The sequence below is a fragment of the Thalassotalea ganghwensis genome, assembly GCF_053485795.1.
The window spans coordinates 18,714-42,123 of sequence record NZ_JBQRUM010000002.1 but is presented as its reverse complement, the minus strand read 5'-3'; the positions used below and the strand labels follow the sequence as shown (position 1 = coordinate 42,123).

Annotated in this window: 28 protein-coding genes; 26 read left to right on the top strand and 2 right to left on the bottom strand. The window is 39.2% G+C overall.

Annotated features, from left to right (window positions below):
* Positions 1–98: 98 nt before the first annotated feature.
* From ACSLUH_RS02085 to ACSLUH_RS01975, 23 genes are all read left to right on the top strand, one after another.
* A complete protein-coding gene (locus ACSLUH_RS02085; protein ID WP_448564105.1) occupies positions 99–1,001 on the top strand; it encodes a WYL domain-containing protein in 903 nt (300 codons plus the stop codon).
* A gap of 95 nt (positions 1,002–1,096) precedes the next feature.
* Positions 1,097–1,711: a fumarylacetoacetate hydrolase family protein gene (locus ACSLUH_RS02080; protein ID WP_448564103.1), complete on the top strand. Its 615-nt coding sequence runs from the start codon at positions 1,097–1,099 to the stop codon at positions 1,709–1,711.
* A gap of 230 nt (positions 1,712–1,941) precedes the next feature.
* On the top strand, positions 1,942–2,661 hold the full coding sequence (locus ACSLUH_RS02075) for a beta-ketoacyl synthase chain length factor (RefSeq protein ID WP_448564101.1): 720 nt from the start codon (positions 1,942–1,944) through the stop codon (positions 2,659–2,661).
* Positions 2,658–3,431, top strand: coding sequence for a lysophospholipid acyltransferase family protein (locus ACSLUH_RS02070; RefSeq protein WP_448564099.1), 774 nt, complete (start codon positions 2,658–2,660; stop codon positions 3,429–3,431). The genes ACSLUH_RS02075 and ACSLUH_RS02070 overlap by 4 nt, the downstream gene beginning before the upstream one ends.
* Entirely contained in the window at positions 3,424–3,681 is a 258-nt protein-coding gene (gene apeE, locus ACSLUH_RS02065; RefSeq protein WP_448564097.1) for an ApeE family acyl carrier protein, read from the top strand. The genes ACSLUH_RS02070 and apeE overlap by 8 nt, the downstream gene beginning before the upstream one ends.
* A gap of 11 nt (positions 3,682–3,692) precedes the next feature.
* Positions 3,693–3,944, top strand: a complete 252-nt coding sequence (locus ACSLUH_RS02060) for an acyl carrier protein (protein WP_448564095.1) — start codon at positions 3,693–3,695, stop codon at positions 3,942–3,944.
* A 35-nt stretch (positions 3,945–3,979) separates the two neighbouring features.
* A complete protein-coding gene (locus tag ACSLUH_RS02055) occupies positions 3,980–4,507 on the top strand; it encodes a COG4648 family protein (RefSeq protein ID WP_448564093.1) in 528 nt (175 codons plus the stop codon).
* The gene (locus ACSLUH_RS02050) at positions 4,500–5,828 is read left to right on the top strand and encodes an AMP-binding protein (RefSeq protein ID WP_448564091.1); all 1,329 of its coding nucleotides are present in this window, start codon (positions 4,500–4,502) and stop codon (positions 5,826–5,828) included. The genes ACSLUH_RS02055 and ACSLUH_RS02050 overlap by 8 nt, the downstream gene beginning before the upstream one ends.
* On the top strand, positions 5,821–6,165 hold the full coding sequence (locus tag ACSLUH_RS02045) for an ApeI family dehydratase (RefSeq protein WP_448564089.1): 345 nt from the start codon (positions 5,821–5,823) through the stop codon (positions 6,163–6,165). Before ACSLUH_RS02050 ends, ACSLUH_RS02045 begins: the two co-directional genes overlap by 8 nt.
* A 3-nt stretch (positions 6,166–6,168) precedes the next feature.
* Complete coding sequence (locus ACSLUH_RS02040; protein WP_448564087.1) at positions 6,169–6,909, top strand: glycosyltransferase family 2 protein; 741 nt, start codon at positions 6,169–6,171, stop codon at positions 6,907–6,909.
* Complete coding sequence (locus ACSLUH_RS02035; RefSeq protein ID WP_448564085.1) at positions 6,899–7,855, top strand: lysophospholipid acyltransferase family protein; 957 nt, start codon at positions 6,899–6,901, stop codon at positions 7,853–7,855. Before ACSLUH_RS02040 ends, ACSLUH_RS02035 begins: the two co-directional genes overlap by 11 nt.
* A gap of 6 nt (positions 7,856–7,861) precedes the next feature.
* Entirely contained in the window at positions 7,862–9,397 is a 1,536-nt protein-coding gene (locus ACSLUH_RS02030; protein ID WP_448564083.1) for an HAL/PAL/TAL family ammonia-lyase, read from the top strand.
* Positions 9,390–9,818, top strand: coding sequence for an acyl-CoA thioesterase (locus ACSLUH_RS02025; protein WP_448564081.1), 429 nt, complete (start codon positions 9,390–9,392; stop codon positions 9,816–9,818). The genes ACSLUH_RS02030 and ACSLUH_RS02025 overlap by 8 nt, the downstream gene beginning before the upstream one ends.
* Positions 9,806–10,390, top strand: a complete 585-nt coding sequence (locus tag ACSLUH_RS02020) for an outer membrane lipoprotein carrier protein LolA (protein WP_448564079.1) — start codon at positions 9,806–9,808, stop codon at positions 10,388–10,390. Before ACSLUH_RS02025 ends, ACSLUH_RS02020 begins: the two co-directional genes overlap by 13 nt.
* Complete coding sequence (locus ACSLUH_RS02015) at positions 10,390–12,621, top strand: MMPL family transporter (protein ID WP_448564077.1); 2,232 nt, start codon at positions 10,390–10,392, stop codon at positions 12,619–12,621. Before ACSLUH_RS02020 ends, ACSLUH_RS02015 begins: the two co-directional genes overlap by 1 nt.
* Complete coding sequence (locus ACSLUH_RS02010; RefSeq protein WP_448564075.1) at positions 12,614–13,855, top strand: NAD(P)/FAD-dependent oxidoreductase; 1,242 nt, start codon at positions 12,614–12,616, stop codon at positions 13,853–13,855. The genes ACSLUH_RS02015 and ACSLUH_RS02010 overlap by 8 nt, the downstream gene beginning before the upstream one ends.
* Positions 13,840–14,388: an ApeN family LolB-like membrane protein gene (gene apeN, locus ACSLUH_RS02005; RefSeq protein WP_448564073.1), complete on the top strand. Its 549-nt coding sequence runs from the start codon at positions 13,840–13,842 to the stop codon at positions 14,386–14,388. Before ACSLUH_RS02010 ends, apeN begins: the two co-directional genes overlap by 16 nt.
* Positions 14,389–15,579, top strand: coding sequence for a beta-ketoacyl-ACP synthase (locus tag ACSLUH_RS02000; RefSeq protein ID WP_448564071.1), 1,191 nt, complete (start codon positions 14,389–14,391; stop codon positions 15,577–15,579).
* Positions 15,576–16,031: a hotdog family protein gene (locus ACSLUH_RS01995; protein WP_448564069.1), complete on the top strand. Its 456-nt coding sequence runs from the start codon at positions 15,576–15,578 to the stop codon at positions 16,029–16,031. Before ACSLUH_RS02000 ends, ACSLUH_RS01995 begins: the two co-directional genes overlap by 4 nt.
* Positions 16,028–16,753 (top strand): 3-oxoacyl-ACP reductase FabG, encoded by a 726-nt coding sequence (gene fabG / locus ACSLUH_RS01990; protein WP_448564067.1) that lies wholly within the window; start codon positions 16,028–16,030, stop codon positions 16,751–16,753. Before ACSLUH_RS01995 ends, fabG begins: the two co-directional genes overlap by 4 nt.
* A complete protein-coding gene (locus ACSLUH_RS01985) occupies positions 16,753–17,976 on the top strand; it encodes a beta-ketoacyl-ACP synthase (protein ID WP_448564065.1) in 1,224 nt (407 codons plus the stop codon). Before fabG ends, ACSLUH_RS01985 begins: the two co-directional genes overlap by 1 nt.
* Before the next feature lie 6 nt (positions 17,977–17,982).
* Positions 17,983–18,798: a MipA/OmpV family protein gene (locus tag ACSLUH_RS01980; protein ID WP_448564063.1), complete on the top strand. Its 816-nt coding sequence runs from the start codon at positions 17,983–17,985 to the stop codon at positions 18,796–18,798.
* 224 nt (positions 18,799–19,022) lie between these two features.
* Positions 19,023–19,604 carry a hypothetical protein gene (locus ACSLUH_RS01975; protein WP_448564061.1) on the top strand — a complete coding sequence of 194 codons (582 nt, stop codon included), beginning with the start codon at positions 19,023–19,025 and terminating at the stop codon, positions 19,602–19,604.
* A gap of 348 nt (positions 19,605–19,952) precedes the next feature.
* Here the strand turns inward: ACSLUH_RS01975 and apeA are convergent, their stop codons facing one another.
* Complete coding sequence (gene apeA / locus ACSLUH_RS01970) at positions 19,953–20,333, bottom strand: ApeA family protein (protein ID WP_448564059.1); 381 nt, start codon at positions 20,331–20,333, stop codon at positions 19,953–19,955.
* Positions 20,334–20,404: 71 nt separating this feature from the next.
* Between apeA and ACSLUH_RS01965 the strand changes: the two genes are divergently transcribed.
* From ACSLUH_RS01965 to ACSLUH_RS01955, 3 genes are all read left to right on the top strand, one after another.
* Positions 20,405–21,076, top strand: a complete 672-nt coding sequence (locus ACSLUH_RS01965) for a 4'-phosphopantetheinyl transferase family protein (protein ID WP_448564057.1) — start codon at positions 20,405–20,407, stop codon at positions 21,074–21,076.
* The gene (locus ACSLUH_RS01960; protein ID WP_448564055.1) at positions 21,066–21,809 is read left to right on the top strand and encodes an alpha/beta hydrolase; all 744 of its coding nucleotides are present in this window, start codon (positions 21,066–21,068) and stop codon (positions 21,807–21,809) included. Before ACSLUH_RS01965 ends, ACSLUH_RS01960 begins: the two co-directional genes overlap by 11 nt.
* Before the next feature lie 159 nt (positions 21,810–21,968).
* Positions 21,969–22,607 (top strand): glutathione S-transferase family protein, encoded by a 639-nt coding sequence (locus tag ACSLUH_RS01955; RefSeq protein ID WP_448564053.1) that lies wholly within the window; start codon positions 21,969–21,971, stop codon positions 22,605–22,607.
* A gap of 89 nt (positions 22,608–22,696) precedes the next feature.
* On the opposite strand, the gene ACSLUH_RS01950 is transcribed toward ACSLUH_RS01955, so the two are convergent.
* On the bottom strand, positions 22,697–23,176 hold the full coding sequence (locus tag ACSLUH_RS01950) for a MarR family winged helix-turn-helix transcriptional regulator (protein ID WP_448564051.1): 480 nt from the start codon (positions 23,174–23,176) through the stop codon (positions 22,697–22,699).
* Between the last annotated feature and the right edge of the window lie 234 nt (positions 23,177–23,410).

Genomic DNA, 23,410 nt, shown 5'->3' with positions numbered 1-23,410 from the left:
GCTGTTGTTCTAATAAGAATCAAGTTTTTTGCTTTTATGCTCATCAAATTGATGATAACTTAACCTAAAACAACAATAATATGAAAGCTATGGACTTAATGACAACTCAATATTCGTTATTGAATGAAAAACCGTTTGCGCAGAAGCAACGATTAGCATTTATTGACTTTTTGCTGATGTTTAAAGGGCAATTTAGCCGTAAAGATTTAACCGATAAGTTTGAAATGGGGATGGCGAATGCAACTCGCGATATTACCCTTTACCGTGAACTTGCGCCAGATAATGCGGTATTTGACAACAACAGTAAAAGTTATCGCCAAACCAAAAAATTTATCCCCGTATTTAATTACGACCCGCGTAAAACTTTGGCAAAGTTAGCCAATAATATCTCGGACGGTTTTGATGGGGTGTTAGAAGTTGCTTTTCCGGTAAATGCACCATTACAGCTAAACGTTCCTGATATCCATATTGTTGCAAAACTTGTTCAAGCGATACTAAATAAAAAAGCAATTTCCATCATTTATACATCATTGTCATCAGGTTCTAAAGCGCGCGAGATCGTTCCTCATACTATCGTGGATAATGGCTTACGCTGGCACGTTCGCGCCTTTGATAGGAAAACGAATGCCTTTCGAGATTTTGTTATCACGCGCATATCAAAAGTAACCTTGTTAGAAAGTCCTGTTGCTGAATATGAAAAGGTTATTGAAGATAATCAATGGCAACGTCATATGGACTTAAGTATCGTACCTCATCCAAACAATGTTGCTTACCCACAAGCAATCGCCTTAGATTATGGTATGGAAAAAGGTGTGTTGCAGATCAATGTCCGTGCGGCATTGGTTGGCTACTTGTTACGTCGTTGGAATGTTGATTGTACTGAAAATGCTGCGTTAGTGGGCGGTGAGTATCAACTTTGGCTGCAAAACAGGCAGTCACTGTATGGCGCTGAAAATTTAGCTATAGCGCCAGGGTATCAACAAGAGATGCGCTTTAGTTAATTGCACCACGTAGGCTCGATAGAGTAACCGCTAACACTGTGCTAGACTTAGATTGGCTACAACTAAGCTATTATTAATAAACGAGTATATCCTCAATGCCAAACGCAATAATTGTTGATGATCAAGAGATCATCCCATCAAAAGTTATCTGTATTGGTCGCAACTATGTTGATCATGTCCATGAGCTAGGTAATGAAATACCGACTGATATGGTGGTGTTTATTAAACCAAATTCGAGTATTTCAAAGCAATTGCAAGCGTTTCATCAAGAAACGTTACATTATGAAGGTGAGCTTTGTTTTGTTTATCAAAACGGAAAATTCAGTGCCGTAGGCTTTGGGCTAGATTTAACTAAAAGAGCATTACAAAGCCAACTGAAAGAAAAACGTTTGCCTTGGGAGCGCGCAAAAGCCTTTGATGGCTCGGCGGTGTTTAGTGAATTTACCCCAATAGATGCCATTGATGACTCGTTTACCTTGGAATTGATGATTGATAGTCAGCTTGTGCAGCGAGGTGGCGTTTCATTAATGATGTATAAACCTAACGATATTTTGCAAGAACTCCAACAGTTTATGACGCTTGAAGACGGAGATGTGGTCATGACCGGAACGCCTAAAGGGGTTGGAGAAGTCATGGCAGGAGATGAGTTCGAAGGGCGAGTTTACGGTGATGATCAATTACTTGCTAGAGGGATATGGACGGCTATTTGATGTTTAATCGGACTAATGTTTGGTTTTGTAGTGATTAGCGTCTTGTTTTTTTTCTATTAGCGCCTTTATTCTCGGTATATTTTCAAATTTGTTTAATTGTATAAAATTCTTAGGTTTAGCAATTTCAGTAGTTGTAACAATTGATTAACTTAACAAAATCGATATAATTCCTTTCTTTTTTCATGGATTCTCCAGTTTTATTTCGGGCGCTTAGGTAATTTAGAAACAAAATGCGGTTTTATATAGATAATGTGAGCGTTTTAAGTGCAATAGAACGAAATTGCCCGATAAAACAAGTTCATCGGTTCGACAAAGCACAGATTCCTAAGCTTGACTGGGTACCTGCGATGCAACGCAGGAGACTAAGTATGTTCACGCAAATGGCGCTACATTGTGCTTATCAAGCGTCAGATGGACAAAAAGGCTTGCCCGTAGTCTTTGCCTCTCGTCATGGAGATCTACATAAAACCGCTGGTTTACTTGATAGTTTGGCAAACAATGATAGCTTATCTCCAACCGCTTTTAGCATGTCGGTTCACAATGCAAGTGCAGGTTTATTAAGCATTCTTACTGGAAATCAATCAGCTTCAAACACTATTTCTGCAGGAAAAGACACCTTTGTTAGCGGTTTAATAGACGCCTATATCAGATTGGATGATTCGAGTAATGACAAAATATTATTCGTACATTGTGATCAAGCATTGCCAGAAGAATATCTGTCGTTTCAAGATGAAAAACAAATTGATCATTGCATCGCCTTTACGTTATCAAAAACACGAAGGTCTGAAGTATTCTTATCCATTGAGCAACTAGCGTCCCAAAGTACTGCAGATATGGCAGATAAAAAGACCTCGCCTCAAGGTATCGCGTTTATTGACTTTATCAAAGACTGTTTGCCGACTCTTGAACTTGAAGGAAAACGCAATAACTGGTACGTGAAAAGACTATGATGGAACGTGTAAATTTTCTTTGGCGATTAGCAATGACCGGCGTGTGTTTTACCGTTTTCGGTCTTGGTGGGGTGTTGGTGTCTATAACGATATGCCCGCTACAGTTACTTATTTATCCCCAAGAAGAGCTTCGTAAGCAAAAAGCACGGAAGTTAGTTCATTATTTGTTTAAGTTTTTTGTTGGTTTACTAAGATATACTGGCGTTGCCCGCTTTCAAATAGAAAACGAGCAAGCGCTTAAATCACTATCAGGAAACATTATAATGGCCAATCATCCATCTTTGATTGATGTCGTTGTTTTGATCTCAATTGTTCCGAATGCCGATTGTGTCGTCAAAGGAGATTTGTTTAAAAACCCCTTTATGAAGGGTATTTTAAAAAGTACCGGATATATCAGTAATCTCAGTGCCGATGCCGTAATAGATGATTGTGATAAGTCATTAAAGGCTGGAAACAATTTGATCATATTTCCAGAAGGGACTCGCACGACCCCAGGTAAGCAAATAAAATTTCAACGAGGTGCAGCGAATATAGCATTGCGCTGCAAGGCACCAATTTTATCTGTATTGATAAAAGTTACTCCTACTACGTTAACAAAAGCTGAAAAGTGGTATCATATCCCCGATAAACGCTTTTTGTTTAGCTTAAAAGTTTCGGACAAACATCCAACGATACAAGCGTCGGATGATACTGTATTGAGTAAGAAAAGCCGTCAATTCACATCTGCATTAGAGCAGCATTTTATGAAGGAACTTAGAGAGTATGAGTAGTTTAGTGCTCGATATAAAATCGTTAATAATAGAAACATTAGATTTAGAAGATATCTCTGTTGAAGATATCGATAGTGATGCACCATTGTTTGTCGATGGTTTAGGATTAGATAGTATTGATGCCCTTGAGCTTGGCTTAGCGATTAAGAAGCGTTTTGGCGTAAAGCTTGATGCTAACTCAGAAGAAACTAAAAAACATTTTGCTTCTGTAAACAGTATCTGTGCATTTATTGACAGTGTAAAAGGGTAGTGGGAAGAAAGATGAAGTCTAGAGAAGAGATGTTATCAACATTAACTGAAATTTTAGTGGAAGATTTCGAATTAGAGGCTGCTGATATCACACCGGATAGTCATTTGTATGAACAATTAGAGCTAGATAGCATCGATGCGGTCGATTTAGTTGTTAAATTGAGTCAAATTACGGGTAAAAAAATCAATCCTGATGCGTTTAGACGTGTAAGAACCGTTAACGACGTTCTGGATGAGTTAGAGAGTTTGTTATTAACCGCGTAAAGCTGCTGCTTAATTTGCTCGTGGGTATGTTGTTATTGGCATACCCATTTGTTGTTTATTTGGGGTTAAAATATCTCGATATTCGTAGTTTAAGTGTTGTTTTAATATTGGTTGTAGTTAGTCGTTTGGCGCTGTCTAAACGTATGTTCGATAACATGCCATGGATACCAATCGCGTCAAGGTTTGGTGTAAGTGTGCTGGCTCTATCATTATTTTTTAACAGTGATTTGTGGATGTTGTTTTATCCAGCAATGGTGAATTTAGCAATGCTCATCACATTTGGCTATTCGTTAATAAATAAACCTTGCATTATTGAGACATTTGCCAGAATTCGAGAGAAAGATTTAACTGCAAAAGCGATTCGATACACCGAGAACGTCACCAAAATCTGGTGTCTATTTTTTGTGTTTAATGGGTTAACGTCAGTCTATACAGCACTGTATCTAACAAAAGAGCAATGGACGCTATACAACGGACTCATTGCCTATGTTCTTATGGCCATTATTTTCACGGTTGAGTTTATTGTTAGGCAATATGTAAAAAAAAATAACGCGCATGAGTGATTTTATCCTTCCAAGTTTTAATGTCATTACGAAAACGGGTAGTTTTGACCGACAAACGTTTTTATCTGACGTAGAGAACTTTCGCCGTAAAGTTCGAAACGCACTACCGTCTGGTGCTCCAGAGAAGGTGTTGCTATTTGACCGTAATATTTATCGCTTTTTAGTTCGTTTAATCGCGCTTGGAAATGAAGGGCATACGGTTGTCCTACCTCCCAATAATTTGCCAGGTACTTTGCAAGAGCTTAAAGGTGGACTAGATTATTTTGCTGGAGATATTGATATCGACGGCAAGGTGTCACTGGAAAAAGTGCCTATTGGCAATAGTCCGTTAACACAAACTGGCTGGCCTTCAGAAGGGGTGCTGGTCTTTTTTACATCGGGTTCGTCAGGGAAATCAAAGGCCATCATTAAATCATGGACGGAAATTACTGCCGAACTTGAAGTGCTCGTTAAAACATTTCGCTTTGAAGGACAAATCAATTTCATCGCAACAGTTTCGCATCAACATATCTATGGCTTACTGTTTCGAACTATGTTACCACTGAAGCTTGGTTGCACTATTTACGAGACTATCGAATACCCAGAACAATTAAGCGCTGAATTGGCTAACGGCTCAAACTTTGTCTTGATTTCGAGTCCTGCTTTTTTAAGTCGATTAACTCAGGATAACGTAATCGAACACCAGCGAGATAAATTAGTTTATGTCTTTAGCTCAGGTGGTAAACTTGACGATCAGGATGCTATTACATTATTTCAACAGTTCAATATCCCCGTTACCCAAGTTTATGGAAGTACTGAAACTGGTGGCATAGCATATCGCCAACAAGTGCGTGCTAACGATCTGCAATGGAGTTTCTTTGAAGGTGTATCCTGTATAACTGACGAAGCGTCAGGTCGTTTACTATTGACGTCGCCATTTATCAGTCAGCCTCAGTTACTGTTAGATGATGTTGGTACGGTAGCGTGCGGAAAGCTGACGTTAATGGGACGAATTGACAGAACGATCAAATTGGAAGAGAAACGCGTTAACCTTTCTCATATGGAAACGGTTTGTCAGCAGCATCAATGGATAAAACAGGTAAAGTTACTTGCAATAGGTAATAAAAGAACCGTCCTAGGAGCTGTTGTTCAACTGACGAAAGATGGACAACGCAATCTAACAACTGAAGGTAATCGATACCTTGTTAGGCAGTTAAAAGCGCATTTAGCGCAATATTTTGAGTTAGTGACTTTGCCGAAAAAATGGCGCTTTGTTGAGGTATTACCTTATGACTCACAAGGCAAGTTGCCACTCGTAGAATTGGAGAAGTTGTTTGTCTAGTTTACCTGATGTGATTGAAATTTTATCGCAAAAAGACGAAGTTTCTTTACGCTTATTTATTGGGGAAAATATTGAATATTTTGAAGGGCATTTTCCTCAAGCAGCAATCTTACCTGGGGTGGTCCAGCTTGATTGGGCTATTCATTATGCAAAGCAGCATTTCATTTTGGCTTCTTCATCAGTAAAAAATGTCGAGGTGCTAAAGTTTCAAGTCGTTATTGCACCTAACAGTGAAGTGACTTTGTCACTTAGTCAAAAAAGCCCTCATAAGTTTACTTTTAGCTACTCATCAAATAAAGGAGTTCACTCCTCTGGCCGTATTGTTCTAGAGGAATAGCGTTTGAAGTACTGTATTATCATTCCCAATTATAATCACGTGGTCTTTATTCGACAATTGTTGAAAAGCTTAGAGCCATATGGTCTACCAATTATTATGGTCAATGATGGTAGCAAGGCAGAGGTTAAAACGCAGCTAAACGCATTAGCACAGATGTTTTCTGAGCTCACCTTGTTACATCATGAGGAAAACCAAGGTAAGGGCGGGGCTGTGCAAACGGGCCTTAAATATGCTTATGAGCATGGTTTTGATTATGCCTTACAAATAGATGCTGACGGGCAACATGATTTATCTGACCTTCCTAGGTTAATATCTGCGTCTAAACAGTATCCAGATGCGGTGATCAGTGGAAAGCCTGTTTACGATGAGTCGATCCCTAAGCATCGATATTGGGCGCGCTACATCACTCATTTTTGGGTGGTTGTTGAAACCTTGTCGTTGTCATTGATTGATACCATGTGCGGTTATCGTGTTTATCCATTGGCAACTACCGTTAAGTTAATTAACGAAGTTAACTTAGGTAAGCGGATGGATTTTGATATTGAAATCCTGGTGAGATTATATTGGCGCGGAGTTCAAAGCCATTTCGTCGAAACAAAAGTGATTTATCCTGAACAGGGGACTTCACATTTTCGTGCCTTGGAAGATAACCTTCGGATCTCTTGGATGCATACGAAACTATGCTTTGGTATGTTGATTAGGTTGCCAAATTTGCTGTTTAGAAGGGTGAGGTATGCACAATAGCGCAACGCATTGGTCTGATAAGCAAGAACGTGGTTTTCGCTTTGGTTTAAAATTTCTATTGGCAAGCTATCGCATTTTAGGACGTCGTTTACTTTGGTTGGTTTTATTTCCTGTCGTTCTCTGTTTATTTCTGACCGGAAAAGATGCCCGGCGGTCATCAAGAATGTTTTTTAACTTGGCTCATCAGCGCAGTGCAAACGTCCCGAAAGCTAATACTTGGGTAACGTTAAAGCATTTTTGTTCTTTTGCAGATTCAGCTTTTGATAAGTTGGATGCTTGGTTAGGGAAAATTACGCCTCAACAAATTAGCTATGATAACTATCAAGCATTTGCTGAGCTTGTTGAGAAAAAGCAAGGCGCTATTTTTATCGGCTCCCATTTGGGAAATTTAGAGGTTTGTCGGGCGCTTAGCTATGGAAAGTATAATACTGTTATCAACGTTTTGGTTTTTACCGCGAATGCGGCCAAGTTCAATGAAATCTTACAAAGTATTAGCGATGACGTTTCGGTGAACCTTATTCAAGTGACAGATATATCGCCAGCGTTAGCAATGACCTTAAAAGATAAGATAGATCAAGGTGAAATGTTGGTCATCGTGGGTGATCGAACCAGTATTACACAAGCTGGTCGCGTTGAATATGTGCCATTTCTTGGCCAAAAAGCACCGTTTTCGCAAGGTCCGTTTATTTTAGCCAGTTTATTAGATTGTCCCGTGTTTTGGTTGTTTTGTTTTAAAGAAAAGCAAGGTTTTCACTTGGTCTTTGAGAAAGTCGCCGAGCAAATTCGTTTTAAGCGACCTGAACGCGAACAAGGCATTAAAAAATTGATCACCGCATATGCTCAACGTTTAGAGTACTATGCGCTGAAATATCCATTCCAATGGTTTAACTTTTTTAACTTTTGGCAAAAAGATGACGAAATGGTTCGTCGAATTGATAAAGTTTAGGTAAGCATGAGTTCAGTTGTATTTGGTCAGGGAAAGCTGACGATTGAAGATATTGTTGCCATCGCAACAAAGAATATTTCGGTTGAATTAAGCAATCATTCAGGGTTTGTTGAACGTATAAACAGCGCTGTTGATTTTTTAGATTCATTGTTAAAAGAAGATGGCGTTATCTATGGTGTCACAACGGGTTATGGTGACTCAGTGACCACTGAGATCCCTTTAAGGTTGGTGAAGGAATTACCACTTCATTTAACCCGTTTTCATGGATGTGGTCTGGGCAGTTATTTTGACCAGCGAGAAGGGAAAGCTATTTTGGCAACTCGACTCGCTTCTTTATCGCAAGGATACTCTGGGGTGAGTTGGGATCTTTTAAACTTACTTCAAGAGTTTATTAATCAAAATATCATTCCTGTTATCCCGCAAGAGGGCTCGGTTGGGGCAAGTGGTGATTTAACCCCACTATCTTATGTAGCAGGAGCGCTGGTTGGCGAGCGCGACGTTTATTACAACGAAGAAATTCTTAATAGCAATCAAGTCATGGAAAAGCTCGATTTGAAACCGATTACGTTGCGACCAAAAGAAGGCCTGGCTATCATGAATGGTACTGCGGTAATGACTGCATTATCGTGTATCGCTTTTGACCGAGCTCGTTATTTATCTAAATTGGCAACACGAATAACTTCACTGGCGAGTATCGCATTAAAAGGTAATAGTCATCATTTTGATGAGATACTTTTTTCAGTTAAACCGCACCTTGGTCAGCAGCAAGTGGCGAGTCGGATCCGTATGGATTTAAATCACCACGAACACCCAAGAAACGCTGATCGTCTGCAAGATCGTTATTCAATTCGTTGTGCACCTCATGTGATTGGTGTTTTGGAAGATAGCTTACCGTTTTATAAGTTAACGATTGAAAATGAATTAAACTCAGCAAATGACAATCCTATCATTGATGGGATTGGTGAACATGTGCTGCACGGTGGGCACTTCTACGGTGGTCATATTGCCATGGTAATGGATAGTATGAAAACTGCGGTGGCTAATTTAGCAGACTTAGCTGATCGGCAAATTGCATCACTGGTGGATACTCGCTATAACAATGGTTTACCTTCCAATCTATCTTCAAGTTGTGATGAACGGTACTTTATTAATCATGGTTTCAAAGCTGTGCAGATTGGTGCTTCAGCTTATACAGCTGAAGCATTAAAATTAACTATGCCAGCTAGTGTATTTTCTCGCTCTACTGAGTGCCATAACCAAGATAAAGTCAGTATGGGTACTATTGCGGCGCGTGATGGACTTAGAGTTTTACAATTAACAGAGCAAGTGTTAGCCAGTACGTTACTCGCGGCTGTTCAGGCGATTCGCATTCGTTTGTCAAAAGATGAAGTATCGCTAGATTCTCTCTCGGGTTCATTAGTTGAGATGTATAACGACATCAGTGATTACTTTGAGGATTTGTCTGAAGATAGACCGTTAGAATCTGTTTTAAGGCAGACGGTTGATTATATACAAACACAGCGATGGTCTCTTTATGAATAATAAAAATGCCTTGCTGAGTGCATTTGCAGAGGTTGATGTACCTTTTCAAGACTGTGATCCTATGCAGGTGGTTTGGCATGGTAACTATGCTCGCTACCTAGAAGAGGCGCGTCGAGCCTTACTGCGCAAATTTAATTATGATTATCTTGAAATGCGAGATTCGGGCTATGCTTGGCCTATCATCGATATGCGCTTGAAATATGTTGACTCGGCAGTGTTCAATCAAGTTATCCGTATTGATGCGTACCTTAAAGAATATGAGTCACGTTTAAAGATAGATTATGTTATCAGTGACAAGATATCGGGAAAGAAGTTAACTAAGGCTTATACTATTCAGGTCGCCGTAGATATTGACTCGCGCGAAATGCAGTTTGAAAGCCCCAAAGTCTTAAAAGAGAAAATTGCAGCATGTCTCAAATAGCTTTTAAAGCGCTTGTAGCGTTTCTGCTGATCACAATAGGGCTTAACAAGGCATCAGCCAAAGAGCTCTCGGCCGAACAAGCGCTGAGTTACTTAACATTGCCTAAAAACCACGCGGTTTCTGGTAAATTTAGGCAAAAAAAGTTTTTTCGCATACTTTCTTCCCCGTTTTTATCAAACGGCACATACCAGTACGTAAACGATCAGTTTGAATGGCAAACTGTTTCGCCAGTGTTGAATAAAGTGGTATTTGATGGCGAAAAGCTGTGGCAAATAGATCCACAGGGATTAAAAACGCAGATGCCAGTGGCTGGGCACTTCGTTACTATCGTTCAAGCACTTTTGTTAGTCGATATGAATACATTGTCGACATTTTTTCGTTTTGTCGAGGTCGCACCGTCAAATTGTCTCAAGTTAGAACCTAAAGAGGCAACGATAGCGAGTATTGCTGATTCAATAACGTTATGCAGTCAAGAAGGAGAGTTAACGTTAAGGATGATGGAAAAGAGCGGCAATTATACTGATATTGTCATTACACCTAACCTAAAAAACGGATCACATCAGGTTAACTAATGAAGGGAAATGTGCGCTCTTGGGGCTTAGTGCTGCAGCTCATCGTTGCCGGAATAATGCTAATTTTCTCGTTGCGTCAAGGCATCGAGCTTAATGCCAATATTTTATCAGCATTACCGCAATCACAGTCCTCGGAAATTATCATTCAAGCGGAAGCTGAGCTGTTTGAGCGTTTTTCGGATCAAATTATTGTTTCTTTTCAAGGGCAAAGCAACGTTGACGCTTATCAAGAGATGTTAACGTTTGCCAAGCAACAAAACTGGCAAATAAGACAACCAAGTCAATCAATGTTGACTCAGCTTGTCCCGTTATATGCGAAGCATAAAGGCGCACTATTAACACAAGAGTTTTTAGCGCTTATTCAAAAGCCCAATGACTACCAAATGTTTTTCAATCAACAGCTTTCTCAATTGGTCAATCCATTTATTTCTGAAACCTTTGGTATTGATCCTAGTTTGTCTTTATCAAATTACGTAGAGACCTTGATCACTAAGCAAACTTCACTGACAGTTAAGCAGGATTATTTTTTAGCACAATATGATCAAACTGAATTTATAGTGTTATTTTTAGAAGTTAAAAATAACCCTGCTGAGCGTAATGAACTCGATTACGCCATTGAAACTCAGCAAATGTTATTCAAATATTTACAGCAGCTTTCATCGCGCTACCCAGACGTAAACACTCATATCTCAGGTGTGTTGTTGCACACCGCTGAGAATGCTCAGAATGCTCAGTGGGAAATGAGTGTTTTCGGTTCGCTTAGTTTATTGTTTACCTTATTTATTGTTTATCTTACGTTTAGACGTGTGCAATCGGTGATTTGGATTGTATTGACGGTGGGTAATGCGATATTCATGGGCATTGCTGCAACATTTTATTTTTTTGAGTCTGTTCATGTTCTAACAATAGTTTTAGCGCTACCTTTGGTTGGCATTGCCGTCGATTACTGTATTCATGTCTTGAGTAATCATTTTTCAACTTCAATGGTAAAAGTGACTCGAACGCTTTTTGTTGCGTTTTTCACAACGGTATTAAGCTATTTTATGTTTTTTGTAACGCCATTAGTGGTGTTAAAGCAAGTGGCGGTATTTGTCATTTTTGGCTTGATGGCGGCGTTTATCGCCAGTGTGTGGTTAGAGCAATTCCTCTCTAAAAGAGCCGTCGACAAGTTGCCTGTTAAAACGATAAATATGACAACTTTAGTTAAGTTTTTAACCCGGTATCGCTTAGTGTCTATGGCAGCTGTTTTGACGATAGTGATTCTGTCTTTTAGTCACTCACTTAACTTTGATGATAATGTCAGTCAACTCAACGCAAGCTCCAAAAAGTTGATGGCAGATGAGACACTGCACCACCAATTACTGGGACAAAATGGCAAGCTCCGGTTATTTGTTTGGGCCAATTCCATCGAGCAGCTTTTGCAAAATGAAGAGTCGTTGGCAGCGAATATCAAGCAGTCGTTTGCAAGTGCAACAGTGAGTAAATTGAGCGATTGGTTGCCATCAATCGCAAGGCAAACGTTTAATAAACAAGGTTTTCTACAAGCTTTTGAAAACGGAAATCTTTCGATAATTAATCGCTATGTACCAGATTATCATCCCACAGCAATAAATAACCCATTGACGCTTGAAGACTTTCCCGAAGAGATAAAACAAGCTTTTTTATCTCATCGCTTTGCTGAAATTAACCAACAGTACATCTCGGTTGTAGAAGTATCAGGGGTAAGTGAGAACGACTTGTCTTTGATGATAAAGGAAAAAAACAATGTTGTTTTGTTCAATAAGCAATCGTCAATAACCGAGGTATTAAGTGAGTTTCGAGCGCAACTAAGTCTCTGGCTATTGATGGCGGTGATAAGTGTGTTTGTTGTATTTACGCTAAAATTTGGCTGGGGCATGTCTGCTAAATCACTGGCTATTTTAGTGGTGACATTATACTGCGCTTTGTATATCTCATTTCTCATTCAAGGCACATTAACGATATTCAATTTACTAAGCGCTATTCTAGTTTTAGGACTCGCCGTTGATTATTTAATCTTTTATCGTGAGCATCAACTGGCAAGCGAAAATGTTTTGGCAATTAGTTTGTCATGCGCTTCTTCACTTTTTGTTTTTGGGATGTTGGTATTTAGCCAAACGCCTGCAATTTTTCATTTCGGCTTAACGGTGACTTTAGGGTTGCTATTGACCTTTCTAATGGCGCCTTTAGTGGCAAAGGAATCATATGCATAGAGAAACGTTTGATGTTGTTATTATTGGAGCAGGACCTGCTGGTGCAGTTGCAGGCTCGCTACTGTTAAAATCAGGTATTAAGGTGTTAATTGTTGAAAAGGAGTATTTTCCTCGTTTTTCAATTGGCGAAAGTTTATTACCACAATGTATGGAGTTTCTTAAGCAAGCTAACTTACTTGAATCGTTAAACTCTCAGGCACAGTCGTTGGCATTTCAGTTTAAAAATGGCGCAGCATTTTGCAAAAACGATCAACATACGGCATTTGACTTCACCAAAAAGTTTTCACTTGGGCCGGGTACGACCTATCAAGTTAGGCGGGCGGATTTTGATAAATTGCTGGCGGATGGTGCCGAAGCGCAAGGTGCTGAAATTCGCTATGGTCACTCGCTAGTTCATGCAAATGTTGACTTGGATAACCCTGTCATTCAAATTAAAGACGAGCAAGAAGCGCTATACGAAGTTAGCTGTAAGTTTTTGCTTGATGCGAGTGGTTTTGGCAGGGTATTACCTCGTTTATTAGAGTTGGAGACCCCTTCAGACTTTCCTGTGAGGTATTCGTATTTTGCTCATGTTAATGACAATATTTGTGATGCAGAGTTTGATCGCGATAAAATCTTGATCACAGTGCACCCTGAGCGACAAGATGTTTGGTATTGGCTTATTCCGTTTGCTGATGGCAGTGCGAGTATTGGTGTCGTTGGTGAACCGTCGGCTTTTGATCAAGAGAAAACAGAGCAAGAAGTGCTTCTATCATACATTGAACAGGCACCCAACCTTAAAGCGTTGTTAGCCAATGCACAGTTAAAAACAGATGTCAGAGCGATCAAAGGTTATTCTTCAAATGTCTCTCGCTTAGCGGGAAAAAACTTCGCCTTGTTAGGTAACGCTGGCGAATTTTTAGATCCTGTTTTTTCCTCTGGTGTTACTATTGCACTCAAATCCGCGTCGTTAATCGCTCCACTAGTTAAAAGAATAATTGCCGGTGAGGCAGTTGATTTAACACAGGAATATGCAACACCATTGAAACTCGGTGTTGATTGTTTTAGAACTTTTGTTTCGGCTTGGTATGATGGTCGTTTTCAAGGCGTTATTTTCTTTCAAGAGCAAGATGAGCATGTAAAAGCGATGATCTGTTCTATTCTAGCTGGCTATGCTTGGGATAGAGATAACCCTTATGTTGCACAAAGTGAACGCAGATTAAACGTATTGGTAGAATTATGCAAAAACAATTAATTGCCTACGTTTTGTTTTTTCTGCTCGGGTGCTCTGTGACAAACGAGAAGAATATTGTGAGTGTTTCACCAGGTATTTGGTTTCAATTATCCTCAACGATAGCTCCGCCAGAAAGGGGGATGGATACGGTATTGTTGGAGGTTACTCAGCCTGAAAGCTCTCGACAAGTATTAGTAAGAAGAGAAGTAAAAAAAGGTCGCATGGTAATGGTTGCGTTGTCACTACAAGGTCTACCGCTCTTTGAGCTTGAACAAGACAGTAGAGGGAATATTCGTACGAAACGTTATCTTCCTATTGATATCGCACCAGAATATATTCTGTTAGATATGCAGTTGATCCATCAGCCATTGCAGGCAATTAAACAGCAATTAGTTGGCGCGGATGTGGTTGAGAATAAGAATGAGAAGGGCATGATCCGACAAATACTAAAAGAAGATGAGCTCGTTGTTGAGATAAAATATTTAGAAAAGAATATTACGTTTAACCATCTTGTTAGAGGTTACCAATTAACATTGACTAAGGTTGAACAATAAATGAGTTTTTTACATGAACTTGGGATCGTTTGTTCACTAGGGGATAGCAAATCAATGGTGATTAAATCATTGTTGGAACATCCAGAGAGGGAGTACCTTTCACCTTGGGAGCAAGCCATTGATTCTGATAAAACGTTTATCTGTGGACAGGCTTGCGTAGCGGCTAATGCCTTGCCAGATTTATCAATGCATGAGCATCATTTTCACAGTCGAAATAACCAACTAGCAATGATTGCTTTTAGTCAAATTAAAGAGCATTTTTTGCATTTGACGGCTGAAATACCACCTGCTCGTGTAGCGATCGTTATTGGAACCAGTACTTCAGGAATCAAAGAAGGTGAAATCGCGAGATCCTATTTCAACCAACATGGTTCTTGGCCTACAGGCTATGATTATCACGTTCAAGAAATGTCCTCTCCAGCAGAATTTTTAGCGAAAATTACGAAAGCTACTGGGCCTGTTTATAGTATTTCTACTGCCTGCAGTTCAAGTGCAAAAGCACTGGCAAGTGCGAAAAAGCTCCTTGAACAAGATATGGCAGATATCGTCATTTGTGGCGGTGTTGATTCGTTAAGCCATTTACCGAATAACGGTTTTAATTCATTAGAATCAATAGCCCAACAATATTGTCAGCCTTTATCTTCAGAGCGAGATGGCATTAATATTGGCGAAGGGGCGGCATTGTTTATTATGTCGTCGACGCCAGCAAAAATTAAGTTATGTGGTACGGGGGAAACCTCTGATGCTCATCATATATCTGCACCGCATCCTGAAGGCGAGGGGGCGTTAGCGGCGATGAAACAGGCTATAGCGTCAGCGCAATTGTCGCTAACTGACATCAACTATCTCAACTTGCATGGTACGGCGACGCCAAAGAATGACGAAATGGAAACTAAGGCAGTAGAAAAATTATTTGGTAATAGCGTTCCATGTAGTTCTACAAAGCGCTATACCGGCCATACACTTGGTGCTGCTGGCGCGATTGAGGCGGGGATTTTATGGCTGCTGCTTTCTGATTATAATAGCATGCAAAGAATACCTGTAAATAAAAGTGACTATAAGGTTGATCCTAAACTTGCTAACATTCAGGTTTGCCAAGGTGCTGAAAATCAAAAGTTAAATTATGTTATGTCAAATTCATTCGCCTTCGGTGGCAATAACATTAGCATTATTTTAGGTAATCAATCGTGAAAATCTTTGACATTGAACAAGTTATTGCCCATCGCAAACCAATGATTCTTATTTCGCGTTTACTGCAACATGACTCGAACAGTGCTAGATGCGAGGTTGATATTGAACAAAACTCTGCTTTTTTTCAGTCAAATCTTCAAGGGGTGCCCAGTTATATTGGCATCGAATATATGGCGCAATCTATTGCTGCTTATGCTGGAGCCAAGGCATTAGAAAATGATCAGCAAATTGAAATCGGCTTTTTATTAGGAAGTCGCAAATATACCGTGCATCAACCAGTTTTCAATGTAGGTAATACATACTCAATTAGCGTAGAAAAATTATATCAAGAAGATTCTGGGTTAACCGTTTTTGAATGCGCTATTTATCATGAAGACCTTATCATTGCTCAAGCAAAAGTAAATGCATTTCAACCAAATAACCCTTTAGCGTTTTTAAAGGAACAACAATGAATAAACGTATTTTAGTAACAGGCTCTAGCCGAGGTATTGGACGTGCAATAGCCGTTAAATTAGCCAATCAAGGATTTGATATCGCTGTGCATTGTCGTGGTAATCGTGCAATGGCGGATGAGGTTTCAAAGCAAATATCGGATATCGGGGTTAAGGCAACCGTATTGCAATTTGATGTATGCGATAGAGAAGGTGCTAAAGCGGCAATTGAAAGGGATATAGATGAAAACGGCGTTTACTATGGCGTGGTATGTAATGCTGGTATCACACGAGATATGGCCTTTCCAGCCATGTCTGGTGATGACTGGGATAGTGTGATAAAAACGGGCCTTGAAGGCTTTTATAATGTGGTTCACCCGGTAGTTATGCCGATGGTTCAAGCACGAAAAGGTGGGCGCATCGTGACTATGGCTTCAGTGTCGGGAATTGCTGGTAACCGAGGTCAAGTGAACTATAGCGCAGCCAAGGCTGGAATAATTGGCGCAACAAAAGCATTAGCATTAGAACTGGCAAAAAGGAAAATTACCGTAAATTGCGTTGCTCCAGGACTAATTGAGACTGAAATGACTGATGATTTACCTGTTGATGAAATTCTTAAAATGGTGCCATTGAAACGAATGGGTAAGCCAGAAGAGGTTGCAGCAACGGTGAGCTTTTTAATGTCAGAAGAGGCTGGTTATATTACCCGTCAAGTAATTTCTATTAATGGTGGGTTGGTATAATGAAGCGCGTCGTTGTCACAGGAATGTCTGCCATAACTGCATTAGGTCAAGATTGGGATACGTTTAAAGGTGCTTTAAAAAAGAAACAAAATGCTGTCGTTAATATGCCTCAATGGGGATATGTAGAGGGACTAAATACTTCTTTGGCAGCGCCAGTGACTGATTTTGAACGCCCCAAGCATTATAAAAGACAACAAGTCAGATCGATGGGAAGAGTGTCTTTGATGGCTACGGTTGCAACTGAACGTGCTTTAAGTGAGGCTCAGTTGTTAGATTCTCCAGCGTTAACAAATGGTTCTGCGGGTATTGCCTATGGTTCATCAACCGGTTCAACAGCGCCAATTGTCCCGTTTGGTCAACTTATTAAAGATGGTGAAATGACAGGGGTAACCGCCACGAGTTACATTCAAATGATGGCACACACCACCGCCGTCAATGTCGGTGTGTTTTTCAAATTGAAAGGACGTACAATTACAACCAGTTCGGCGTGTACATCAGGCTCTCAAGGCATAGGTTACGCTTATGAAGCAATTAAGTATGGCCAACAAAAAGTAATGATTGCAGGTGGTGCCGAAGAGCTTTGTGTTACAGGTGCTGCAGTTTTTGATACGTTATTTGCCACCAGCGTAAAAAATGAAACGCCTAAAGCGACACCTCGACCATTCGACCAGGCTCGAGATGGTTTAGTCATAGGTGAAGGAGCATGCACACTCGTTTTAGAGGAGCTTGAACATGCGCTGAATAGAAATGCTCCCATACTTGCTGAAATTGTCGGTTTTGGCACAAATGCAGATGGCATGCACGTGACGCAGCCAACTAGCGAGACAATGGCACAAGCAATTCAGTTGGCCCTCGATGACGCAGGGATACCTAGCGATAGCATTGGTTATGTAAATGCTCATGGAACCGCAACCGAACGCGGTGATATTGCCGAAAGTCATGCGACAGCCAATGTATTAGGTAAAATTCCAATCAGTTCATTGAAAAGTTACTTGGGGCACACATTAGGGGCTTGTGGAGCCATTGAAGCGTGGGCAAGTATTAATATGATGAAAGATAAATGGTTTGCACCTACGTTAAATTTATCTGTGGTGGATAACCAATGCGCTGCATTGGATTACCTTGCAGATGATGGTAGAGCGATAGATACCGACTACGTGATGACGAATAATTTTGCTTTTGGTGGTATTAATACCTCGTTGATATTTAAGCGTTGGGAGTAAAGGTGAATGGGATTTCATGGAAGAACTCTTCTTATCGCAGTAATGGTTTTTATCAGCTTTGTTAGCTCTGCGGAGAATAAAAATCAAAGGGTTTTTGAAGCAGGGCTCGGTGTTTTCGCGTTGTCGATACCTTATTACAATGGCGCCAAAGAGAATCATAATTATCTCGTTCCACTACCTTATTTTTATTATCGTGATAAACGTATTCAGGTTGATAGAGACGGTTTTTTAAGTCATTTATGGACGTCGAATAACGTTTATCTAGATTTCTCAGTATCTGCACAAGTACCGGTTGATAGTGAAGAGGTTACTATTAGACGAGGGATGGATGATATTGATTGGACTTTTCAATTGGGACCGGCAATAAAATATTTTTACACGGGAAACCCACGTAGCGAAAACAAACTGTTTTCTGAAATATTTATTCGAAAAGCAATCCATACTGATTTTGGTTATTTCGATGATGCCGGTTGGCAATATGGAATGTCAACAATACACAGCTCAACGCTTTTTGAGAATGGCGATGAAAGCATAAAATGGCAGAATCGCTTAACTTTTTCGTTCTCATCTCAAAAATATAACCAACTTTATTATGGCGTAGATAAAACCGACGCAGAGGAATTTCGCCAAACGTATCAAGCGCAATCTGGGTATGGAAACAGCAGTTTTTCTAGTGGTCTAGTTTATCGAAAAGGCCAGTGGTGGGTAGGTGGCTTTATGCTCTACCGAAGTTTACATGGTGCTAAGAATCTATCTAGCCCACTGATAGAGAAGAAAGATAATGTTTCTGCGGGCATAGGTGTTGCTTTTATTTTTAAATAACCTATTGCAGACAAGAAAGAAAAGTAAACAACGTCACTTGATAACGATAAATTTGTTTTATTGGCATATCGGACGGTAGCGATTATCAGGAACTCTTTTGAGCATTGGCAATCGCGCAATAATAAAAGTAAGCAGGACTTAAGGAAAAACTTAAATCATTTGGAGTAAGGAATTAATATGAATAATAATGTGTCGAAATTTTAACCGCTTTTTGTGTTCTTTTTATGTTGGGGTTTACGGCAACAGGAAAGTATACACAACCAGCACCACAGGTTAATCAAGTTATTCAGAAAGACAAAGCGGCCCTAGTTTTTCTCAGAGCGTCTAGCTTTGATGGCGCAATGACTTCGTCATTGGTTCAAGTTAATGAGCAAGGCGAGAGCACCTTGGTAGGAATTCTTGGACCGAAAGAAAAAATGATAAGGTATGTTGAACCGGGAGAGCATACGTTTATGGTTGTTGGTGAAAGTGCTGACTTTATGAAAGCAAACGTTGAAGCTGGCAAGGTTTATTACAGCATCATTAGACCTCGAATTGGTATGTGGAAATCTCGATTTTCATTAACACTATTTAAAGTTCAGCCAGAGCATGAAGACTTTAACATTAATGGCACTAACTTGGCGAAATGGCTAAATGAATGTCAATATACACAACCAAATCCGCAAGCATTTACTTGGCATAAAAGCAAAGCTAATGAAATGAAGAGCTTATATAATGAATATATGCCTGTTTGGCAAAACAAAACCAATGCACAACGTCAAGCAGTTACCTCAACCTCAGAAGATGGTAAAGAAAGCGCTTTATAATGAATGAAAAGTAAAGCCATTAAATTAGGGTCTATTGACCTTTGTTTGTTTTTTATGCAACAGGCTATTTTTAATAGTAGCAAAGCAGCGTGAGTGAAGTTTGGTTATTCCAAATGAACGAATGCTAATGCCGTTAGTATTAAAAATAGTCATTGCCCTTTTATTAGAGTCTTGGGGCTGAGGCTAAAATGACACTACTCTGCGTTAAAACCTCATCGTTTAGCTCACTAAACTTCATCGCTTTAGCCTTGATTACCGTCATTTTATCGCTCAGCATAAATTTTAAACAAAGATCAACAGACCCTAAGCCATCTATTATTTAAGATGGCTTATTAGTGGTTGAATTGATTAATTCGCCAACTGAATACTTCGATCTATTTCTTGTACAAGTAATTTAATCCACTTATTGTAGTTACGATGAATGCTCGCTTTGTGTTCTTTGTAATCCAAATTATGACTATCTTTGTAGTTAACTTTGTAATGATCATCATGCAAAGTAATAGTGATCTCTGCGTAATGGTTACGAACATCTATACCTGCGACAATTTCAGACTCTGATTCTGAAATCACTCGCCAGCGTTTGTATGCTAAGGCACTGTGAATCGCTTTTTTTAATACAGGGGAGTCGGTGTTTACCGGTAACGTGGATTTCACATTATAAATTGCTTGAGACGTTTTACAGCCTAATAGCGCTAAAGTTAACAAGCCGATTACGATGAGGTTTTTCATTCTAGTCCTTTAAAAGTAAAGTAAATATCAACATTGCCGTGTATTATAACGCGATAGTATTAATTGATGAAATGATCTGGAATGGGAATTTGTTAGATACCTCAGCTGTTTTTTACTCATATACCAGCAATAGTATAGATTACTCGATAGGTGAAGAAGCTTTATTGGAAAAAGAGCTCAATCAATACCGTTTAAAGCACTCTAAAAAGGCTAAAAGTCAATTTTTATCCTCTCGAGGATTTATTAAGAAAGTTATTTCGAGCGTAATTAATGTTTCCCCTGATGAAATTGATGTCTATTTTGAACAGCAAAGTGTTAGGCTTACAATGGAGCATCAAGGAGTCACTATTGCGTGGGGGGCATTAAGTCACTCAAAAAACGGTGTTGCGGTTATCTTTTCTTTGGAGAAACCGCTCAATGTCGGCGTTGATATTGAGTTAATCAATAATAAAAGGAATATAGATTCCTTGATTGAAATTTGTTGCCATCCGAAAGAAAAGTTGTTTTTAGCGCATTCAAACAAACTTTACCTAGACTTCTACCAAGTTTGGACCTTAAAAGAAGCGCTTACCAAAGCAACCCGGCATAGCCTGACTACTCTTTTTACTTTGGATAGTAAAGAGGTTTTGGCGCAAGAGCAACTCCAATCATTGTATGTATCTGATGAGCCTTTTGCGCTTTCTATTGTTTTTCCACGAGACCGAATGAGTACTTTTATTGAGCTACCTTGCTATGAAAACTAAACTGTTATTAAAAAGGTTTTATACTTGGCACAGAAATCCTCCGTATTTTTGGCTGGCATTTTTTTTAGTTTACTTACCAATATTTCCTTTTATTGTCATTAGCATTGGGGTCTTTATTTATATATTTTGGCCACTTAAGTCTTATGAGGTTGATTTTGAGCTGTTTAATAAAGAACAACTTATTGTTGTTGCACATGGGTTAAAAGACACCAATCAAACTTGGGCACAAGAGATTGCAGACTTATGGCGAAAAAAGCTACCTACTGCTCATGTAGTGACCATAGATTGGCATCGTTATTCGAACAATGCGTTTACTTGTGCTGTAAATGGTGAACGTATTGGTCGAGAAATTGCACGACAGATCAAGACAAACGCAGTGATAAATAAAGTAAGGGTGATTGGTCATAGCTGCGGTGCATTTATTAATTTAGGTATTTGTGAGGAGTTAAGGGTAAATTCACATAAGAAAACTACTTACACTATAGAGAGTATTTATCTTGATCCAGTTTCTGTTTATGGGGGATTGTTTTGGGACTACGGAATTAAACACTTCGGTCAATGTGCCGATAGCAGTGTAACCTACTTTGATACTGAAGACAGCGTACCTGGGAGTAATAAAGCCCCATTAAACAGTAAAGGCATAGATGTTACCTCTTATAAGCAAGCACTTAACTATAAAGGTAAAGCCCATCAATGGCCGATTTATTATTATATAAATGAGTTAAAACATTAGTTGAGTGTTAATTTATCAACGCAGACATAAACTCTTTCAAAAATATCAGCTAAATCAAGTTATTAATGTTTGCCAATACTTGGAATATGTATAGTAACGCTTCAAGCTATGGTTTTCATTTACTGGCCAGGTTTATCGCCATTTTAACTAAGAATTGTCATGTATCAGCTTTACTATTATCCGCTCAATGCCAGCATGGCACCTCATTTCGTTTTAGCAGCCTTAAATGTCGACTATCAATTACACTTGGTGGATCGAAAAAATCAGGCGCAAAAATCGGCAGAGTACTTAGCGCTAAATCCTGCTGGCAGAATTCCGACACTGATACTTGGTGAACAAATAATTTTTGAAAGTTCTGCTATATGTATTTATTTGGCTGAGACACACCCCGAGAGAGGGCTTATTCCTAAAGTAGGCGATCCGAAAAGGGCGCAGTTTTTTCAATGGATGATGTATTTAACCAATACCTTACAAGCAGAACTCATGATTTACTTTTATCCTGAAAAACACACTAAAAACCAAGAGGTATTGAAAGATATTGTTGAAACTCAGGAGCAAAGGCTCGCTGATATTTTTCAATTGTTGGATAATCAATTAAAAACTAATCCCTATCTTTTAGGTGATAAATTAACTGTTTGTGATCATTTTTTGTTTATGCTGGCCGTTTGGGGAGATGAAATAGCCATGCCGCCATTATCTTTTCCTAACTTACGTAAATATTTACGCAAAATGGCTTTATTGCCAGAGATAATTGACGTTTGTAAGAAAGAGGGCTTGAGTCTTAAAGACTATCAATAACCCAAATGGGTTGATTGTACAGCGACAAATAAAAACTGCAGCTAAGTTAAAGCCGCAGTTGATGTTTTTTTGCAGTAAAGTTTTTGAAGTTAAATGCTGCCTTGATGTATCTGGCCGACTTCTAAAACCGGTGATGCATCTAATCCTTCTGCGTCCATCATACTAACAATGCGTTGCATGGTGGCGACCATTTGTGATTGCTCCCAATCTTGCATTGATTCAAAACGGGTAATAAAGTGCTCTTGTAAAGGTTTTGGGGAATCTTTAATGATTTCTTCACCTAATGGCGTAAGCGTTACTCCAACTTTTCTTTTATCCGTTGTTGAGCGCTTTCTGATCACTAACTCTCGTTTTTCCAGTCTATCTAAAATACTGGTGATCGTTGCTGAACTTAAATTAATGGTTTCAGCGATTTCTTTTACCATCGCATCATCGTGATTAGCGATAGCTTGCAACACGAGTAGTTGAGGGCTGGTTAACCCAGTTTCTTTACTTAACTTCTTTGAATACAAATCAATCGCACGTATCACCTGGCGAAGTGATACCAACAATTCCTCATACTTTTCCATTCATAAAACTCTTTTAAACACTAATAATTACAATACTAACAAAGTTCTTTTTAAATACAAAATTTTCCTTATTTAGCTATAACCAGCCAAATAAAAGGATCTTTATTGAGCAATGCACTTGATCTTTCATTTTAGATTGGTCATCATAATAGTTAGTACACTAATTAATAGAGGTGAAATTAAATGTCGTACGTTAAAATGTTAAAGAATTTACGTTCTAGTAAAAATGCATGT

Bases quoted from the DNA above. Each gene is read 5' to 3' on its own strand.
- fabG (WP_448564067.1), top strand. From the start codon at position 16,028: ATGAATAAACGTATTTTAGTAACAGGCTCTAGCCGAGGTATTGGACGT.
- ACSLUH_RS02075 (WP_448564101.1), top strand. From the start codon at position 1,942: ATGCGGTTTTATATAGATAATGTGAGCGTTTTAAGTGCAATAGAACGA.
- ACSLUH_RS02020 (WP_448564079.1), top strand. From the start codon at position 9,806: ATGTCTCAAATAGCTTTTAAAGCGCTTGTAGCGTTTCTGCTGATCACA.
- ACSLUH_RS02080 (WP_448564103.1), top strand. From the start codon at position 1,097: ATGCCAAACGCAATAATTGTTGATGATCAAGAGATCATCCCATCAAAA.
- ACSLUH_RS01965 (WP_448564057.1), top strand. From the start codon at position 20,405: ATGATCTGGAATGGGAATTTGTTAGATACCTCAGCTGTTTTTTACTCA.
- ACSLUH_RS02050 (WP_448564091.1), top strand. From the start codon at position 4,500: ATGAGTGATTTTATCCTTCCAAGTTTTAATGTCATTACGAAAACGGGT.
- ACSLUH_RS02085 (WP_448564105.1), top strand. From the start codon at position 99: ATGACAACTCAATATTCGTTATTGAATGAAAAACCGTTTGCGCAGAAG.
- ACSLUH_RS02035 (WP_448564085.1), top strand. From the start codon at position 6,899: ATGCACAATAGCGCAACGCATTGGTCTGATAAGCAAGAACGTGGTTTT.
- ACSLUH_RS01985 (WP_448564065.1), top strand. From the start codon at position 16,753: ATGAAGCGCGTCGTTGTCACAGGAATGTCTGCCATAACTGCATTAGGT.
- ACSLUH_RS01960 (WP_448564055.1), top strand. From the start codon at position 21,066: ATGAAAACTAAACTGTTATTAAAAAGGTTTTATACTTGGCACAGAAAT.
- ACSLUH_RS02015 (WP_448564077.1), top strand. From the start codon at position 10,390: ATGAAGGGAAATGTGCGCTCTTGGGGCTTAGTGCTGCAGCTCATCGTT.
- ACSLUH_RS01950 (WP_448564051.1), bottom strand. From the start codon at position 23,176: ATGGAAAAGTATGAGGAATTGTTGGTATCACTTCGCCAGGTGATACGT.
- apeA (WP_448564059.1), bottom strand. From the start codon at position 20,333: ATGAAAAACCTCATCGTAATCGGCTTGTTAACTTTAGCGCTATTAGGC.
- apeN (WP_448564073.1), top strand. From the start codon at position 13,840: ATGCAAAAACAATTAATTGCCTACGTTTTGTTTTTTCTGCTCGGGTGC.
- ACSLUH_RS01980 (WP_448564063.1), top strand. From the start codon at position 17,983: ATGGGATTTCATGGAAGAACTCTTCTTATCGCAGTAATGGTTTTTATC.
- ACSLUH_RS01955 (WP_448564053.1), top strand. From the start codon at position 21,969: ATGTATCAGCTTTACTATTATCCGCTCAATGCCAGCATGGCACCTCAT.
- apeE (WP_448564097.1), top strand. From the start codon at position 3,424: ATGAGTAGTTTAGTGCTCGATATAAAATCGTTAATAATAGAAACATTA.
- ACSLUH_RS02060 (WP_448564095.1), top strand. From the start codon at position 3,693: ATGAAGTCTAGAGAAGAGATGTTATCAACATTAACTGAAATTTTAGTG.
- ACSLUH_RS02010 (WP_448564075.1), top strand. From the start codon at position 12,614: ATGCATAGAGAAACGTTTGATGTTGTTATTATTGGAGCAGGACCTGCT.
- ACSLUH_RS02070 (WP_448564099.1), top strand. From the start codon at position 2,658: ATGATGGAACGTGTAAATTTTCTTTGGCGATTAGCAATGACCGGCGTG.
- ACSLUH_RS02030 (WP_448564083.1), top strand. From the start codon at position 7,862: ATGAGTTCAGTTGTATTTGGTCAGGGAAAGCTGACGATTGAAGATATT.
- ACSLUH_RS01975 (WP_448564061.1), top strand. From the start codon at position 19,023: ATGTTGGGGTTTACGGCAACAGGAAAGTATACACAACCAGCACCACAG.
- ACSLUH_RS02025 (WP_448564081.1), top strand. From the start codon at position 9,390: ATGAATAATAAAAATGCCTTGCTGAGTGCATTTGCAGAGGTTGATGTA.
- ACSLUH_RS02000 (WP_448564071.1), top strand. From the start codon at position 14,389: ATGAGTTTTTTACATGAACTTGGGATCGTTTGTTCACTAGGGGATAGC.